At 54.7% G+C, this 17,805-nt stretch carries 12 protein-coding genes; 6 read left to right on the top strand and 6 right to left on the bottom strand.

The annotated features are described in order from the left end of the window. Positions 1 to 108: 108 nt before the first annotated feature. On the top strand, positions 109 to 891 hold the full coding sequence (locus tag Q0683_RS01795; RefSeq protein WP_298613242.1) for a YaaW family protein: 783 nt from the start codon (positions 109 to 111) through the stop codon (positions 889 to 891). On the opposite strand, the gene Q0683_RS01790 is transcribed toward Q0683_RS01795, so the two are convergent. From Q0683_RS01790 to Q0683_RS01775, 4 genes are all read right to left on the bottom strand, one after another. Further along, complete coding sequence (locus Q0683_RS01790) at positions 888 to 3,887, bottom strand: DEAD/DEAH box helicase (protein WP_298617895.1); 3,000 nt, start codon at positions 3,885 to 3,887, stop codon at positions 888 to 890. The two genes, Q0683_RS01795 and Q0683_RS01790, sit on opposite strands and share 4 nt — an antisense overlap. Before the next feature lie 4 nt (positions 3,888 to 3,891). Continuing rightward, positions 3,892 to 7,752, bottom strand: coding sequence for a PAS domain S-box protein (locus Q0683_RS01785; RefSeq protein WP_298975980.1), 3,861 nt, complete (start codon positions 7,750 to 7,752; stop codon positions 3,892 to 3,894). Positions 7,753 to 8,119: 367 nt separating this feature from the next. Beyond that, positions 8,120 to 8,839 carry a tRNA (guanosine(37)-N1)-methyltransferase TrmD gene (gene trmD, locus Q0683_RS01780; RefSeq protein WP_298614185.1) on the bottom strand — a complete coding sequence of 240 codons (720 nt, stop codon included), beginning with the start codon at positions 8,837 to 8,839 and terminating at the stop codon, positions 8,120 to 8,122. Further along, positions 8,839 to 9,948 carry a S49 family peptidase gene (locus Q0683_RS01775; protein WP_298614187.1) on the bottom strand — a complete coding sequence of 370 codons (1,110 nt, stop codon included), beginning with the start codon at positions 9,946 to 9,948 and terminating at the stop codon, positions 8,839 to 8,841. The genes trmD and Q0683_RS01775 overlap by 1 nt, the downstream gene beginning before the upstream one ends. Positions 9,949 to 10,121: 173 nt before the next feature. Here Q0683_RS01775 and pipX point away from each other — a divergent pair, with 173 nt between their 5' ends. Both pipX and Q0683_RS01765 read left to right on the top strand, forming a co-directional pair. After that, positions 10,122 to 10,391: a transcriptional coactivator PipX gene (gene pipX, locus Q0683_RS01770; protein ID WP_298617899.1), complete on the top strand. Its 270-nt coding sequence runs from the start codon at positions 10,122 to 10,124 to the stop codon at positions 10,389 to 10,391. Between the two features lie 13 nt (positions 10,392 to 10,404). Continuing rightward, positions 10,405 to 10,863: a heavy metal-responsive transcriptional regulator gene (locus Q0683_RS01765; protein WP_298614191.1), complete on the top strand. Its 459-nt coding sequence runs from the start codon at positions 10,405 to 10,407 to the stop codon at positions 10,861 to 10,863. 10 nt (positions 10,864 to 10,873) lie between these two features. Here Q0683_RS01765 and Q0683_RS01760 read toward each other — a convergent pair whose 3' ends face one another. Next, a complete protein-coding gene (locus Q0683_RS01760) occupies positions 10,874 to 11,770 on the bottom strand; it encodes an ROK family protein (protein ID WP_298614192.1) in 897 nt (298 codons plus the stop codon). Beyond that, on the bottom strand, positions 11,767 to 11,976 hold the full coding sequence (locus Q0683_RS01755; protein ID WP_298614194.1) for a hypothetical protein: 210 nt from the start codon (positions 11,974 to 11,976) through the stop codon (positions 11,767 to 11,769). Before Q0683_RS01755 ends, Q0683_RS01760 begins: the two co-directional genes overlap by 4 nt. A gap of 524 nt (positions 11,977 to 12,500) precedes the next feature. Here Q0683_RS01755 and cgtA point away from each other — a divergent pair. From cgtA to murJ, 3 genes are all read left to right on the top strand, one after another. Next, positions 12,501 to 13,511 (top strand): Obg family GTPase CgtA, encoded by a 1,011-nt coding sequence (gene cgtA / locus Q0683_RS01750; RefSeq protein ID WP_298614196.1) that lies wholly within the window; start codon positions 12,501 to 12,503, stop codon positions 13,509 to 13,511. 36 nt (positions 13,512 to 13,547) lie between these two features. Then, entirely contained in the window at positions 13,548 to 16,070 is a 2,523-nt protein-coding gene (locus Q0683_RS01745) for a CHAT domain-containing protein (RefSeq protein ID WP_298975974.1), read from the top strand. A 110-nt stretch (positions 16,071 to 16,180) separates the two neighbouring features. Further along, positions 16,181 to 17,805, top strand: a 1,625-nt coding sequence (murJ, locus tag Q0683_RS01740; protein WP_298975972.1) for a murein biosynthesis integral membrane protein MurJ, incomplete at its 3' end; no start/stop codon positions are given.

The following is a 17,805-nucleotide window of genomic DNA, read 5'->3' as shown; positions in this document are numbered from 1 at the left end:
ACCGCTCCTCCCCAGGGGGAGAGTGATACCACAATTTGAGCCTGAATTCTATAATCAGGGTTGAAGAATCATCACGTTCTATTGTGCTGCTGCGGGAGCGAGAACCCCATGAACGAGCTACGGGCTGCGCTGGAATTAGCGACGGAGGAGGAGTTACAAGACCTAACGGAGATTCTGTTTCGCCGTCGGCTCAATCCCTTGGACTACCTAACCACGCCCGATCCCATTGCCGTGCAAGCTCAGGATCGCCAGGCGTGGCTGGATGATATTGAGGAGCGATTTCGCTTTTTGGCAGCAGACGGCTTAACGGTGCTCCAGGGTAAAGCGCAGCAAATCAGCTATCGGCAAACCCTGATGCGCGTGTGTCGCTATTTGAATATCAAGTTTTCCCCCAGTTGGAGTGTGCCCGAGCTGGAGATGGAAATCTTCTTGAATCTCTTGCAGCGGATGTGGAAGAAGCTGGGGGATGAAGATCGCAAGGTTCTAGCGGCACAGATTCAAGACAGCTTGCCGGAGCTGCGCCATGGCCATCCCATTTCGCTGGAGACGGTGCGTCTTATCCTAGAGGGGGGCGCTGCGATCGCCATTAGTTCTGTGGTGCGTTCGATGGTTGTCCAGCAGGTAGCACGGCAATTTGCTATTCACTTTGCCGGCTGTAAGCTCTCAATGACCCCCTTAATTTCCCGTGGGGCAGCAATGGGAGCGGCCAAATTTGCCGTGGGGCGCAGTCTTTTGGCCTTTGCCGGCACCGCCCTGTGGATCTGGTTTATTGCCGACTTGGGTTGGCGCGCCATCTCCACCAACTACGCCCGCATTATTCCCACCATTTTTGCAATTGCCCAAATTCGCCTTCTGCGGGGTGAGCAGGCCTCCCAGTGGGCAATGGCCTAAAGCGGCACTACGCGATCTTTATCCAATGTAAGCAGTTGTCGCAGTTGATCGAGGTTGAGTTCAGTTAGCCACTGCTCACCACTGCCAACAACAGTTTCTGCTAGGATTTTCTTTTGTTCAATTTGCTCGTGAATTTTTTCTTCGAGGGTGCCCGTGCAGATAAACTTGTGGATTTGGACATTGCGGGCTTGACCGATGCGGAAGGCGCGATCGCTGGCCTGATTTTCCACGGCGGGATTCCACCAGCGGTCGTAGTGGAAGACATGGTTGGCACGGGTCAAGTTCAAACCAACCCCCCCTGCCTTAAGGGAAAGAATAAAGACGGCGGGCGCTTGGGGATCGTGTTGAAAACGTTCCACCATCAGTTCCCGCTGGGCTTTGGGGGTCTGTCCCGAAAGGAAAAAGACCTCTTGCTGCAACGCCTGCTCCAAATAGGTTTTTAGATACTTGCCAAACTCGGCAAATTGGGTGAAGACAAGGGCGCGATCGCCCACCTCTTGCAGTTCTTGGAGCATTTCTGTCAAGCGCTGTAATTTACCGGAGCGTTCGGGGGTGTAGTCCTCCTGTTTGAGATACTGCGCCGGATGGTTACAGATTTGCTTTAGTTTAGTCAGGGTGGCCAAGATATGCCCCCGCCGCTGGATGCCTTCGCTATTTTCAATGACAGCCAAGGCTTCTTCCACCACAGAGGTGTATAGCTGCATCTGCTCTAGGGTCAGGCCGCAATAGACCAGCATCTCCTGTTTTTCGGGGAGGTCTTGGATAATGCTGCGGTCGGTTTTTAGGCGCCGCAGAATAAAAGGCTGAACATAGGTGCGCAGCGCGTTGAGGGAGGTGGTGTCGCCGTAGCGTTCAATGGGGCGCACATAGCGGTGCTGAAAGTAGGTGCGATTGCCCAGGTACCCCGGATGCAAAAAGTCCATAATGGACCAAAGTTCAAGGAGGCGATTCTCTAAAGGAGTTCCCGTCAGGGCAATGCGAAATTGGGCTGCAAGTTGTCGCGCCGCTTGGGACTGTTGCGTGGAGGCATTTTTGATGTTTTGGGCTTCATCGAGCACCAAATGCTGCCAGGGAACCTGTTGTAGGGTGGCGAGATCCCGCTGGAGGAGGGCGTAACTGGTGAGAATCAGATCGTGAGTTTCGACTTTTTTTAGAAAGGCCTTGCCCTTGGGGCGATCGCTCCCGTGGTGGACATAGGGACGCAGGGTTGGGGCAAACTTCTGACACTCTCGCAGCCAGTTCCCCAGTACCGATGTAGGACAAATCAAAAGGGTTGGGCGGTACTCGCGGCCTGTTTCCTTGAGGTGGAGCAAAAAGGCCAGCAGTTGAATCGTTTTGCCCAAACCCATATCATCGGCCAAGCAAGCCCCCAGCCGCCAACGTTCCAAGAAACTTAGCCACGCCACCCCTCGCGCTTGGTAGGGGCGCAGTTCGCCGCAAAATTCCTGCGGTGTGGGCACCGGTTCAAGGGGTTGTTTACCCGTAAGGGCATCCAGCAGTGCTTGGAGCGCATCATCGGCTGCCAACCCCAGAATGGGTAACTTGGCCACCGTCACCGTATCCCCCGTAGCAATCCGCAGTGTATCAGCCAAGGAGAGTTGGCTCTTTTGGGGAGATTGGAGAAACTCTTGGGCGGCTTTGATCTCCTGGGGACGGAGGAGCACCCACTCTCCATTGAGATAGACAAGGGGACTCTCCTGACGGCGCAGTTGTTCAAAATCCGCCTCGGAGAGGGGAGACTGCCCCAGCTGCAACTGCCACTGAAACTGCATCAGGCTATCCACACTGAGGCCACCGCTGGCCGTCGGCGGCAATGTGGCAACAATCTTGAGACCCAAGCGATGCTGCGGGCTATTGCGGCGCAGACTGGGGGGCAAAATAATTGCTACCCCCTGTTGTTCGAGGGGAGGAATGGCACTTTGCAAGAAGGTGTACACTTCGCTTGTCTGGAGGGTTAAGGCAACGGGTGAAGGTTCTTGGAGACTGCGATCCAGGGGACGATAAATGCGCGAGGCTAGACCCAGTCCCCGCAGTAGCGTTTCTTGGGGTTGAGGTAGTACTTGCCCGCGGTAGAAAAGTGACTCTTGGGTACATTGCCAAATCTCCGCTGCCGCCAGCATTGTTTCCGTTTCGCCCTCACTTTGTAAACCAAAGGCCAAGTGCCAGTCGCCATTAGCAGTGTCGGGAGGCACCAACTGTAGCGCTAAGCGCCACTGGGGACGCAGATCCAACTGTTCGCGGTAGGTTTCTTGCCAGCGGCGGAGCCGTTCCACAAAGGAAGGGGGGAAGGCGGGGGCTTGACCCGTCTTCAGAAACGCCAGCCAGTGGCTATGCTCCTTTGCCAAGCCCACTCTGGGCAATTCCACGGCGGCAAGGGCAGTGTGGAGATAGCCCTGGAGGGTGTGGTGGAGAAAATCCGCTACTAGATCACTGGCCTGGGGTGGAAACCGCAGAGCAACTGCTTCTTCTTGATAGCAGCGGCACAGATCGGGCATGGACTGGCTAAACCGGCGAAAGCGATCGCGATCTGCCCGATGGGTCAACAGAATTTGCCAGCCCTTTTCTGTGGGTAGATACTGACCGCGGACAATTAAGTCGAGCAGCCAGCGACTCACATGGAACCAGTAGCGGAGATCATCGCCAATGGCACAGCCTGGGCAGCCTTGCAGCATGAGTTGGTGCAGATGTTCTAAAACCCAAGGTGCGGGAATTCCCCGGCCACAGAGGTGCCAAAGGAACAGTGGCTCCCCGTTGATCTCGCCTAAAGGAAGGGGCAGCAATTCGTTGCCGTGAACTTGAGCCGGTAGAGCAACATAGGTGGAGTGGGGAACTGCTTTGGCTAGGGAGGGAAGTTTGACGGGCGTTGCGTAGGGATACACAGGAACACCTGTTGGCTCCCAAGCCGTTGTTGCCTGAGCCAGAGGTCGCCATTCTTCTACCCAAAGGAAAAATTGTGGCGTCGGCGTCGTCAGCCACGTCCCATGCAAAACTGCCATGGAATTATTTTAGTTGCCGCTTTGAGGTGAGGAGAGATTCCAGCTCAGCGGGAGGCAGGGGTCGCGACAGCAGATAGCCTTGGCCGTAGTTACAGCCTAATTTCTTGAGATGTTTTAATTGTTTTTCGGTTTCGATGCCCTCTGCGATCGTACCGAATCCGAGATGGCGAGCCAACATTATAATCATTTCAACGATACGGTAGTTTGTCGGGTTATCCAGTTCCTGCACAAATGAGCGATCAACTTTCAAGTGGTGAATAGGTAAGCGATGCAGGTAGCTCAAACAGGAATACCCTGTCCCAAAATCGTCAATGCTAATTTCAATGTCGCGATCGCCCAGGCCCTGGAGGAGGGCTATCATCTCTTCCCCCAAATCCAAGGCCATCCGCTCCGTCAGCTCCAAAATTAACTGTCCCTTAGCAAGGGGATAGGTCTGGCGCAGCCCATCCAACTGTCTAAAAAAGTGGGGATGTTTTAGAGTTTTAGCACTGATGTTGACGCTGAGAATAAGATTGCCTATGTGGCGAAAGCGCTGTTGCCACTCGTAAAATTGGCGGCAGGCCTGCTCCAACACCCACTGATCTAAAGCGTCGATTAAGTCGGTATCCTCAGCAATCTGCACAAAGTGTGCAGGAGAAATCATCTCTCCCGTCGGATGACGCCAGCGCACTAAAGCCTCCATGCCCGCCAATTGCCGTTTTCCCAAATCAAAAAAGGGCTGATAGACGATTTGCAGACTGCTGTCTTTTAGGGCATGGCGCAGGTCATGCTCTAGGCGCACTGCTTGCCAAACCGCTGTCTGCATTTGCAAATCAAAGAGGGCATAGCCACCCCGCTGGTGCATCTTAGCTCGATGCAGGGCAATGTCAGCATCCCGCAGCACCTGAAAACTATTGTCGTACTCCCCATGGGCAAAGACAATGCCTATACTGACATTGACAATCAGTTGCAGTTCATCTACGGCTAGGGGGGTTTCCAAGTCCTGCAGCAGGGCTTCAGCAAGCCCAATGGCCTCTTGCCGCTGCCGCAGATGCGTTGCCAAAATCACAAAGCGATCGCTACCAAAGTAGGCCACCAGATGCTGCGAATCCACCCGTTGCCGCAGGCGCTTGCCAAGAGCCTGGAGGAAGCGATCGCCCACCTGATGTCCAAGGCTGTCGTTGATGAGCTTAAAGCGATCGACATCCACAAAGAGTAGAGCATAGTGGAAGTCCGACTGGCGGTGCGCTTGAGCAATGGCTTTGGTCAGTTCCTCGGTCAAATAGTAGCGATTGGGTAGGCCGGTCAGGGAATCGTAGTAAGCTTGCTGTTTCAATTGCCCCTGTACCTGAATCCAATTGGTGACATCGCGGGAGGCGGTTTGCAGGTACAGAACCCGCCCTTGGGAGTCTCGGCGGGCTTTCACCAAGGTTTCTAGCCAGCGCAGGCTGCCATCGGCAGTAACCATGCGATGGGTAATTGGCCAGAACCGCTCCTGCTGCCTCATTTGCTCTAACTCTTGGCTAACCCGCGATCGCTCCTGCGGTGGACAGAATTCGGCAAAGGGGCGACCGATCATTCCTTGGGGAGCAATTCCCAGCAGCGCCTCACAGGACGGACTGACGTAGAGACATCGCCCTTGGGAATCTAGTAAGCAAATAATGTCACCGGTGTTCTCCGCCAAGAGACGATAACGCTCCTCACTTTCTCTGAGGGCAATTTCTGTTTGTTTGCGCTCGGTAATATCCAGTTGGGTGCCGATGACTTTACAGGGTTGTCCCTTCTCATCACACAGCAGCGTTGTATTAGCGTAAAACCAGCGATAGGAGCCGTCGCGATGCCGCAGCCGAAACTCTAAGGTACAGGGAGACGCCTCCTGCAAGAAAGCACTAAAGAAGGCAATGGCAGATTCCCTATCCTCAGGGTGAAGGCGGTTGCGCCAGTCCTCCAAAGTAAAGCTGGCGGTGGGCGGTTCCCCCAGTTGCCGCTTGTAGGTTTCTGAAACCCAAAAGGTTTCCGTTGCCCAGTCGAAAGAGTAAAAACCAATTTCGGCAGTGGCCACCGCCATTTGCAGTTGCGCCTGTTGCTCCCTGAGGCGCTCTTGGGTTTGCCGCTGTTCTGTAATATCCAGGACTAAGGTATGCCAAAGGGTACTGCCATCCTCAAGCCGCTCAGGCTGTCCTGCACCCTCTAGCCAACGGATTTCCCCACTGGAGCGCACAATGCGAAATTGTTGGCACCAAGGCGTCAGGGTTGCTGCCGATTGGCAGACTGACTCCCAAGTGGCGGCATAATCTTCAGGGTGCACCAAGGCCCACAGAACTCGACCATCGGCGGCAGCCGCCTCTGCGGAAACCCCCCACATTGTTTCGCACAGGGGATTGAGGTAAAACACTTGAATTTGACCATCGGGGCGTTGCAGGTAGCGAAAGAGAGCGCCCGGCAAATTCAGGGCGGTGCGGCGTAGGCGCTCTTCACTGCGGCTAAGGGCGGCTTCTACTTGACGGCGTTGGTTAAGTTCCTCCTGCAATTGTTGGTATAAGTTGGCTTGATGGATAGCCACCTCCAGTTGGGCGGCAACAGCCCGAACCAAAGAAATCTCTGCCGCCGACCAAGCATGGGAGCGGTTGGGAACCACAAGAGTCAGGCTGCCCCACAATTGGTCATTGATTCGGAGGGGAGTGAGTAACCAAGCTCCGGGAAAGGTCTGGGCCACCGTCTGATTGACGTGATCGGCAATGGCTTGGGTATCGGCAATTGCGACCACCTCCCCTTGCTTCAACTGCGCTGCAAAGGGATTGTCAGCATCGGGAATTTCATAGCCTATGGCTCGTTCCCCATTGCCCCCTTGACAGCAAGCGGCGAGAGTGCGCCACACCTGCGCTGCCGGTAAGTACTGCACCACATGGGCATCCACCCCTAGCCCCATTTGGGCAATCTCAGACACTGCCGTCTGAAAAATGGTCTCTAGGTCAAGGGAGTTGCGGATGGCTTGGGTGACGCGGTTGAGGGTTTGCTCCCGCCACAACTGTTCTTTGAGGGCGGTAATATCGCGACCAACCGATTGAATTTCTTGCAGTTGGCCTTGGGCATCAAAGATGCCCAAATTCATCCATTGCGTCCAAATCCAAGTTCCTTGAGGATTGAGGAGGCGGTTTTCGGTTGCAAAGGTGGGTGCTTCTGGCGTAAGACGGGAGAGGCAGTCCAGCAAGAGGGTCAAATCTTCAGCAGGAATAAATTCACCCCAGCAATGACCCAGCACCTCCTTAGGAGAATATCCCACAGCCCGACAGAAGGCCTGATTCGCAAAGGTAATTGTGGTGGTGGGCGTAGAGCGTACTACAAAGTCGGTTTGGGTTTGGATAAGGTCGCGGTAGCGGTTGGCCTGCTCTTGGAGATGGTTGGTTAAGATAGCTTGTTCTATTTCTTGCTGCTTGCGATCGCTGATGTCAATATAGGCAGCAACACTGGCAACTACTTGTCCTTGGGGGGTCAACAGAGGAATGCCATAGACTTCAAGACTCACCCGTTCCGATTGCCGCTGCACATCTAACTCAACAGGGCCAACGCAAACTCCTTGCAGAGCGACAATGGCCGGCAGCTCTTCTTTGGGATAGGGGCGATCGCTATCGCAAAGGTAAACCCGAAGATTGGCTTCAATGTCAGCGCAGGGGTAGTTTGGTTCAGTAAAGCCCAGTAGCTTTCGTCCCCGCGGGTTAGTGTACACTAACTGTCCCGACAGGTTATACAGGCAAATGCCCACGGGCAGCGCCTCGAAGAGGGTCTCCAAGTAGTGATCGGTTTCCTCCCCAACAAGCTTTTGCAGAACATTAATGAGACCACTCTTTTTCAAAGCAACCCCAGGCAAGGGAGAAAAATTTGACATATCAACAACACTAAGGAGTCTTGGGGAGGAACACTAAGCATATATATTTTACTCATTGCCTATATTTTAATCGGTGCCGCAGCTTGACTATGTTATCCCGTTAACCAGTTGGTCGAACAATTATTAAATTAGCGTCACTATGTCCTAAGAAGTGAAAGAAATTACTAAGACTCGGTTCAGATTCGACAATAGCGCTTTACCCAGTGACAGCGCCTATCCAGCCAAAACAGCACTCCACCTTACCCCTGTGGCTAGGAGCGGATTCCAGCTTTGCAAAAACAGCCCCCTTGGAACACCGCCGCTCAAAGATAAAAATCGTTGATCTGTTGCCTAGGTGTGTTGCTGCTTTAGGTCGTGGCTGCTCTCCTCAGCAACTATTTTTGAAATGACCTGCGTTTTGGGCATTTAGCCATTTGGCATACAAATCAGGTCGCCGTTGGCGAGTGCGTTCAATTTGCTGTGCCCGTCGCCACGCTGCAATTTCCCCGTGGTGACCGGAAAGCAAGACCGGCGGCACTGACCAGCCTCGAAATTCCGCAGGTCGGGTGTAGTGGGGATAGTCCAGCAGGCCGTCTTCAAAGCTCTCTTGGTGCAGGGAGGCAGCTTTGCCTACGGTGCCGGGCAAGAGTCGTAGCACGCCATTGAGAATGACCAGAGCGGGAATTTCACCACAGGTAAGCACAAAGTCACCAATGGAGATTTCTTGGGTCACGAGGTGCTCAACAACCCGTTCATCCACCCCCTCATAGTGGCCACACAGGATCACCAACTGATCCCGCTCCTGTGACCAGTGCCAAAGATGTTGTTGGGTGAGGGGTTCTCCTTGGGGCGTAACATAGATTACTTCACGGCGGGGTAGAGAGGGCAGGGATTCCACGGCGGCAAAGAGGGGTTCCGGCTTCATGACCATGCCGACACCGCCGCCGTAGGGTTCATCATCCACCCGCTGGTGCTTATCGGTAGTGAACTTGCGGGGATTAGTCAAGACCACCTCGGCAATTCCCCGCGCCAAAGCCTTCGCCATCAGGCCGCTGCTGAGGGGAGAGGCAAAGAATTCGGGAAAAAGCGTAATAATGTCAAAGCGCATCACTGACGCCGGCAGGACAGGGAACCGTAGTAGGCAAGGGCACGCAATTGGCTGAGGGCACAGAGCTGCTCCTGTTTCCACGCCTGCTGTGCCTCTGGAGCAGGTGGGGGCGCTTTAACCCCAAAGAGTTGATAAATCAGGGGGGAGCGATCGCGCCGCAACCGCACAACGGCATAGTTCCCCTCCCTGAGATGAGCGGCTTTTGCCAAGGCGTTTAGGGCTTCAGGGCGACTCAGGGTGCCATCAATGAGGCCATACTGTTTGGCTTGATCGTTGCTGAAAATCATCGCTCCCATTTGATTGCGGATGACCTGCGGCGAAATGCCACGGGCTTGGGCAACATGGGCAACAAACTTAGTGTACTCCTGCTCAAGCCCCCTTTGGAGAACCGCTATTTCCTCAGGGGTGAGGCGACGGAAGGGGTTGCCCATATCTTTGCTGCGACCAGCGCTGAGGGTGCGCTCTTCAATGCTGTTGGCAGTGACACCCCCCTGAAGTAGGCCATTGTTGAGACTGGTGGGGCGATCATAATAGAGCACACTGGGGCCTAGAATACCAATACTGCCAATCATACTGCCGTAATCCGCGTAGATCCGATCCGCCGTCACCATAGCCCACACCCCGCCGGAGGCAGCAATGCCCTCAATAAAGGCATAGACCGGTTTTTGAGTAGCTTTGCGATAGTTTTTAATGCCGTCGGCGATCGCCTGCGAGCCAAAGATGGTGCCACCGGGCGTACTGATATTGAGAAAGACGGCCTGAATTGTTTTATCCTGGGCAGCATCTGCCAACTGCTGCTGAACTTCATAACCGTAGGTAACGCCCCCAAGGGGAGCAAAGAACATATCCTCGTTGTTTTGCGGACTGCCTAGAATGGCACCCACAATGTCAATTCTCAGAATGCGATCGCGACTCGTTTCTTTGCCACTGATGTGCTCATAGGGACTGGTTTCACCGTCGGGCGCCCACAGGACGCCGAGGAGGGCAAAGAAGACTGTACTGCTCAAGCCCACTATCCCCAGTGTGAAGAAGACCGTCAGGGTGCCAAAGAAAATCAGGCCACAGCGGTGAAACACACTGAGCCAAAAGGGGGGAAGTGAACGGGTCATAGAGGAGGAGGAGGTTTGGGTATAATCTGAAAAGTTTTTCAGTCAAGTGTTTTACTTATTTTAGCCGCAGTCTGCGGTGTTCCCTTGTTTTTGCTCCTCATGACCCATCCTTGCCGTGTTGACCTGTCACGATTCTGTTGCGAGGTAGGTTCTCTCTACTAATGAAGCCCTCAATGACCGCTGAGCAGTATCTCAATCACCCCACCTTTGGCTTGCTCTATGGGGTCTGTCCTTTAGATGAACATCGGCAACTCTTTACAACGTTGTATGCCCAGCGGTTGTTCTTCATTGTCAGCCAAGGATCCCAAGGGATGAAGTTTGAGTCCATTAGTCGCACTGATGCGCGGATGCTCATTGAACAGCGGTTGCGATCCCTCCGTCGCCTTGGCAAAACTGCAGAATATCAAGCTCTAGAGGCCATCCATCGCCAAGCCTTCCTGTAGCGCAAGCCCCCCTATGCCTCCAAAGACATGGCAAATCAAAGAAGTAGCTGAGCAGTTGCAAATTCATCCCCAAACGCTGTACTACTACGAGCGCATTGGCCTGTTGCCACCGCCCCAGCGCACACCAACAGGCTATCGCCAATTTACCGAGGCAGACCTCGAGCGATTGCAATTTATTCAACGGGCAAAGGCCTTAGGATTTCGTCTCAAGGAAATTCACCAGCTGCTAGCTCTGCGGGAGCAGCGGACGCTCACCTGTTTTACCGTCTATGAGCAACTGCAACAGAAAATTGCTGCCATTGAAGGCCAGATGCGGGAATTGCAAGCACTGAAAAAGGAACTAGAAAATCTCCTGCAGGAATGTCACAACCGCCTTGGGACAGTGACGACCGATCATGCCTGTACCCTTTTGGAGGAGTCTGAAAAATCAGCCCTAAGCACACCCCCAGTCGCCGATACTCCTGCACTTTAGCACGCAAGGGTCACAGATGATTTTTGACATATGTCCACGCTAGTTTGGCTGCACCCACCATGCCCGCCTGATTTCCAAGGGTGGCTCGCAGGCAGTGGAGGTGATTGCGGGAAGTGGGCAGTACTCGCTCCTCCAATTCAGCAATCATCGAGGGAAAAAAGAGATCACTGGCGGCACTAATTCCCCCACCAATAATTACCGCTTCTGGGGTGAGGACGTACACCAGGCTAGCAATGCCAGCGGCTAATTCACGACCGTAGCTTTGCCAGAGGGCGATCGCCTCAGGGTCGCCATTGGTGGCACGCTCTGCCATCTCATGGGGGTCACAGCCCCACCGCCGCCGCAGGGCTTGGGCGGAAACGTGTTGTTCAAGGGAACCGCGATTGCCACTATTGCAGGGAGGGCCATTGTAGTCGAGGGTAATCAGCCCCAACTCGCCGGCAGCTCCATCCCGACCGACAAAGAGATTGCCATTGAGGATAATCGCACCCCCCACCCCCGTCCCTAGGGTGAGTAAAATAAAATCTTTGAACTGACTGCCCGCCCCTAGCCATGCTTCCCCTAGGCCGGCGCAGTTGGCATCGTTACAAATTACTGTGGGTTTGCCCGTCAAGTGTTCAAGACTGTCGCTAATGGGTACTTCGTACCAGTCAAGGTTAATGGCGCGGCGGGCAATGCGACCGCTGGCATCCACAGGCCCCGGCACGCCCATCCCAATGGCCAATGCCCGATCCTCGGCATCCAGTTCCTCAATCCCCTGCACCACGGCTTTAATCACCCGTTCTGGAAAGGGGGGCTGGGGAGTCGGCAGTGTCAGGGCATTCAGACAATCCCCCTTGGGACTAAACCGTCCCATTTTGATGGCCGTGCCACCGAGATCAACACCGATGACGTAGGGTTCGTTCACAGAGATTTTGTCGGCTTTAATTGCAGGCGATCGCGGGCATCTGTGCCCAGTTGAATGGTTCCATCCGATGGTAGCACACCTGTACTCTCTACCCGTACTTCTCCAAATCCTAGGAATATCTGCACTTGACAGGCTGCTGCCAAATCTCCGGCCCAAGCAATGATGCGGGTAATCGGCAGGGACTGGGGCAATGGTTCAGCAACCAACGGATCGGGCTAACCCGCGGTTTTCAGTTGCCGACTTAGGTGCAGAATCAATGACTCCGGCAGCGGACTATTTTGAATGGCAATACGCACTTGGGCAGGGGTGGTTAAACCTGTTTCCCGTGGGTCGGCAGGGAGCGTATCACGGAAATACTGCTCCGTTAGCCAGGCAATCCGCCGGTAATCGGGCAGCCAATCGCTGACCCGCTGCGCGGGAACAAGCTAACAGGGGAGAAGGAGAGCGCGAACGGGGTAGCCGTCCTGTAATTTTGCTGTCGGCCACAACCACGCCGACCTAGGGCAGGGCATGCCGCAAGTGACGCCTGGGGAGATACAAGCAGCGGATACGCCCTTGGCCCAGGAACCCACCGTTGGCTTCAGCAGGTCGCGGAGGATGTCAAATACCTTAGGCGCCTTCGATCCTGCGTTTCACCTTTTGGAGTCTGTGTCCTCCCCGCTAAAAGAACGGTCAACAAATTCGCAGGATACAATAATATCCACTCCATACGCAGCTCATTACGGCCAACATGCAATTTATTGACCTTGCGGAAATTCATGTCAAAGCCGGCAAAGGGGGCGACGGCATTATTGCCTTTCGCCGTGAAAAATACGTGCCGGCAGGAGGGCCATCGGGGGGCAATGGCGGCAATGGTGGATCAGTCATTCTCAAAGCCGTGTCCAATTTACAAACGCTGCTGGACTTTCGCTATGCCCATGTTTTTAAGGCAGAAGATGGCCAACGGGGCGGACCGAATAACCGCACCGGCGCCTGTGGTGCCGATCTAATTATTGAAGTGCCCTGCGGCACCATGGTCTGGGATGCCAAAACGGAGGAATTACTGGGGGATCTCACTACCCCCGGTCAAACGCTGCTGGTGGCCAAGGGGGGCAAAGGGGGTCTAGGGAATAGGCACTTCCTCAGCAATCATCAGCGGGCACCGGATTATGCCCTCCCCGGCCTAGAGGGCGAAGAGCGACACCTGCGGCTAGAACTCAAGCTGCTGGCGGAAGTGGGGATTATTGGTCTGCCCAATGCCGGCAAATCAACTCTCATTTCTGTGCTGTCGGCGGCGCGACCCAAAATTGCCGATTATCCCTTTACAACGTTGGTGCCCAACTTAGGGGTGGTGCGCCAGCCCAACGGGGATGGAACGGTATTTGCCGATATTCCCGGTCTGATTGCGGGTGCCCATGCAGGCCTGGGATTGGGACATGAGTTTCTCCGCCATATTGAGCGCACCCGTCTGCTGCTGCATTTGATTGATGCGACGGCTGAGGATGTGGTGAGCGCCTACCAAACCATTCGCAATGAATTGGTGGCCTATGGCCATGGGTTGGGCGATCGCCCGCAGATTGTTGTCCTCAATAAGATAGATGCCCTAGAGCCTTCCCAGGTCACCGCTGTTCAGGAAACCCTCACCGCGTATTTGGGAAAACCCGTGTTTGCCATTTCTGCAGTGGCTCGTCAGGGGTTGGAGCCTCTTTTAGACGCTATTTGGCAGGAACTGGGGGTTAGGGTTTCCCATCAGTATTGCTGATTCGATGGCTGCTGTTGAGGAGCGACTGAGGAAAAAATGAACACCAGAGGATTCCTTGTCTTGGGGGCGATCGCCTTGGGCAGTAGTCTAATTTTGGGGCTGTCTTCCCCCAGCCTGTGCCAACCCACCCCACTGCCCTTTCAAGAACTGGCCAATCAAATTGATCAACTGCGGCAGGAGGGCAATATCCAAGCGGCCATCCCCCTTGCGGAGCGCTTTGTCACCTTAGTAGAAAATACCCTGGGCAACGATCACCCCCTTTTGGCCGCAGCTCTCAATGAATTGGGGAAGCTTCAGGTGGAGCAGGGAAATTATGCAGCGGCACTCCCCCTTTATCAGCGAGCCTTGGCTATCTATGAGCAAACGCGCGGAGCAGATCAACCAGAGGTCTCTGCCGTCTTGAATAACTTGGCCAATCTCTATCGCGCTCAAGGGAACAATGAGGCGGCATTGCCAGTGTTTCAGCGATCGCTGGCGATCGCCGAAAAGAGTTTCGGCAGCAATCACCCTGAAGTAGCAGTCATTCTCAATAACCTCGGTCTCCTTTACACAGAGCAAAAGAACTACCCCCGCGCTCTACCTTTGTACCAACGGGCGCTGCGGATCTTTGAGCAAGCCCTAGGAGAGAAAAGTCCCTATGTGGCAACAACCCTCAACAATTTAGCGGGTTTATATCGAGCACAGAAAAATTACGCTGCCGCTTTGCCCTTGTACCAACAGGCTCTTAAGATTCGCGAACAAATTTTACCGCAGGGTCATCCAGACATTGCTGCCAGCTTGAACAATTTAGCAACCCTCTATTTTGATCAGCGCAACTACTCAGCGGCCCTGCCCCTCTATCAACGCACGCTAGAAATTGCGCAATTGCGCCTTGGGGAAACCCATCCCAACACGGCAACGGCTCTCAGCAACCTTGCTGCTGTCTATTGGCAACTGGGAAATTTTCCCCAGACCCTTGCACTGCTGAAAAACGTCCAGGAAATTGAGGAAAAGAACCTGCGGCAAAATCTAATTGTTGGCTCAGAGGACTATAAACGCAACTACCTCAAGACCTTTCAGGACAGTACTGATGCGATACTGACACTGCATCTCCGGCATCTTCCTCAGGATTCTGAGGCCATTGCTCTGGCCTTGACAACGATCTTGCGCCGCAAAGGACGCTTACTGGATTTCCTGAGCCAAAACCAGGCGCGACTGCGCCGCCAACTGCCAGCTCCAGATCAGGCCAAACTGCAAGAACTCGCCACCCTGCGCACAACCATTGCCAACCTCGTTTTTGCCTCAGCAGAACCCGCCGCTTTACCCCAACTGCAGCAGCTGCAGGCACGGGCCAATCAACTGGAAGCTGAATTGAGTCTCCGCAGTGCAGCCTTTCGCGAACTCACCCAGCCGGTAACCATCGCCGCTATTCAACGGGCAATACCAGCCAACGCCGTTTTGATTGAATTCATTCGCTATCGCCCCTACGATCTGCGGACTCAGCAGTTTGGTGAGCCGCGCTATGGGGTCTATGTTCTGCGTCCAACCGGTCAACCCCTAGGCAAAGATTTGGGGCCTGCGGCTGAAATAGAGGCTCAAGTGCGCCAAACTCGGTTCCGGTTGGCCGATCCGCGCCTGCCCAAGACTGAGGTACAACGGGCGGCTCAAGCCCTGGCTGCGCGGGTCATTACCCCCATTCGTCCGTGGATTGGCAATGCAACCCATTTACTCATTGCGCCGGATGGCGAGTTAAACACCATTCCCTTTCAGGCGCTGGTGGATGCCCAAGGGCGCTACTTGGTGGAGTCCTATCTGATTACCCTGCTGACCTCCGGACGTGAACTTCTACGTCTCCAATCGCGACCGGCCTCTGCAAATACCCCTTTGATTATTGCTGACCCCAGTTTTGATCACTCCCTCAGGGGGGGGTCTCAATCTGCAGCCCCACTGCGCTCCCTTGATCTGCGGGGGCTATCCTTTGCGCCTCTGCCGGGAACGGCTGAAGAAGCACAGGCTGTGAAGGCACTCTTCCCCCAAGCCCAACTGTTGAGACAAGCTGCGGCCACAGAGGCAGCGGTCAAAGCAGCAAATTCTCCCAAAATTCTCCACCTAGCGACCCACGGCTTCTTCTTGCCCCATTCAGGAAATAAGGACATCCCTGAAAACCCCCTGTTGCGATCCGGCCTGGCCTTGGCGGGGTTTAATCAACGCCAAAGGGGTTCAGACGTGGATGATGGCGTGCTCACGGCCTTGGAAGTTACGGGGATGAACCTGAGTAACACAGAATTGGTGGTGTTATCCGCCTGTGATACGGGGCGGGGAGAAGTGGTGAATGGGGAAGGGGTCTATGGGTTGCGGCGAGCTTTCACGTTGGCGGGGGCGCGATCGCAGGTAAGTACCCTGTGGAAAGTGGATGACCAAGTGACCCGCGATATGATGGTGGCCTTTTACCAAAACCTGCGCCGAGGGATGGGGCGTACAGAAGCCCTGCGGCAAGTACAGCTTCAGCGCCTCCAGAAGGAATCCCCCTACTACTGGGCGGCATTTGTCTCCAGTGGGGATTGGTCGCCCTTGACCTAATGCGAGGCTTGCCGCGCACTGAGTCGAGCCACGTGCTTTACAGTTCTGCTACCTGCTGCCATGAAAGAGAGCTAAATCGCTGGTACGATTATCGCCAGAGTTCTGCCCTGATGGACTCATTTTCCAAAATTGGATTAGGACCTGCAGTGACAACTGACCCCTCCTCAAAATCCCCGCCGCAGGGGCGATCCCTTGCCCACATTGCCACCATTGTTGCTGTGGCAACGCTGTTGAGTAAAGTGGCGGGGCTGGTTCGCCAGCAGGCGATCGCCGCCGAATTTGGTGTCGGTGCAGCGGTGGATGCCTATAGTTATGCCTATGTGATTCCGGGATTCCTGTTTATTTTGTTAGGGGGAATCAATGGGCCTTTTCACAGCTCCATCATCAGCGTAGTGCTCAAGCAGCCCCCAGAAAAAGCTGCTCCTCTCGTAGAAACCATTACCACCCTTGTGGGCGGGCTGTTGCTGCTGTTGACGGCAGTTTTGATGGTGTTGGCTGAGCCTTTAATTCAACTCATTGCTCCCGGTGCCAGTGCAGACATCCGCGCCTTAGCCACAGAGCAATTTCGGATTATGGCACCCCTGGCGGTGCTCTCCGGTCTGATTGGCATTGGTTTTGGCACCCTCAATGCCGCCGATCACTACTGGTTGCCCTCCATTAGTCCGCTGCTATCCAGTTTGGCGGTGATTATCGGGGTTTGGTTTTTTGCCGATCACTTCGGCGCTGCGGTATTGGCTTGGGGAACCTTGGTGGGGGGAGTCTTGCAATGGTTGGTGCAAATTCCTGCCCAGTGGCAAGCCGGCATGGGGACGTTGCGCTTACGTTTTGAATTCAACCGCCCTGAAGTGCGGGAACTCATGCGGCTGATGGGGCCAGCCACCCTCTCCTCGGGGATGCTGCTCATTAGCGTCTATATCAGTCTCTTTTTTGCCTCCCAGTTGCCCGTTGGCGCCGCATCGGCTTTGAGTTATGCTCAGTTGCTATTTTTAACGCCCTTGGGAATTCTCTCCAATGTCATTCTTGTGCCCTACATGCCCATTTTTTCAAAGCTGGCGCAGCCAGAAAACTGGACAGAACTCAAGGAGCGGATTCGCCAAAGCTTGGTGCTGACGGCCTTGAGTATGATGCCGTTGGGGGCAATGATGGCGGCCTTGGCACTGCCGGCAGTGCGGGTGGTCTATGAACGACAGGCCTTTGATTTTGCGGCTTCGCAACTGGTGGCCGCGCTGCTGTTGGTCTATGCCATTGGCATGTTCTTCTACCTTGCCCGCGATGTCATTGTGCGGGTTTTTTATGCCCTTGAGGATGGCCGCACTCCCCTTTATGTCACCCTCTGGGGACTGGGCTTTAACGCCCTCTTTTGCTTCTTCTTCACCCGCGCCTTTGGGGCAGTGGGGTTAGCGATGGCCACGGTGGGCGTGAATACGGTATCGTTTATTGCCCTCACTTGGATCTTGCACCGTCGCCTGGGGGGGCTGCCTTGGGGGGAGCTACTTACCCCCTTGACTGGAATTGCCCTAGCCAGCATCCTGAGTGGCGGAGCAGGTTGGGCTACCCTCAGGGGGCTGGAGTGGCTCTGGGGACGGGATGGCTTGGGAATTCAGCTGTTACAGTTGGCGATCGCCGGCAGTGTCAGTGTTCTGATGTTTGCAGTGGCCATTTCCCCCCTCAAACTGCCAGAGCTGGACTTTTTTTTGAGCAAAGTGCGGCGGTTTTGGCCTCGGCGATACCAGTT

The sequence above is a fragment of the uncultured Thermosynechococcus sp. genome (genome assembly GCF_938074695.1).
Lineage (GTDB): Bacteria > Cyanobacteriota > Cyanobacteriia > Thermosynechococcales > Thermosynechococcaceae > Thermosynechococcus.
Note: the sequence above shows the minus strand (reverse complement) of the source record. Positions and strands in the feature narration are given on the sequence as shown.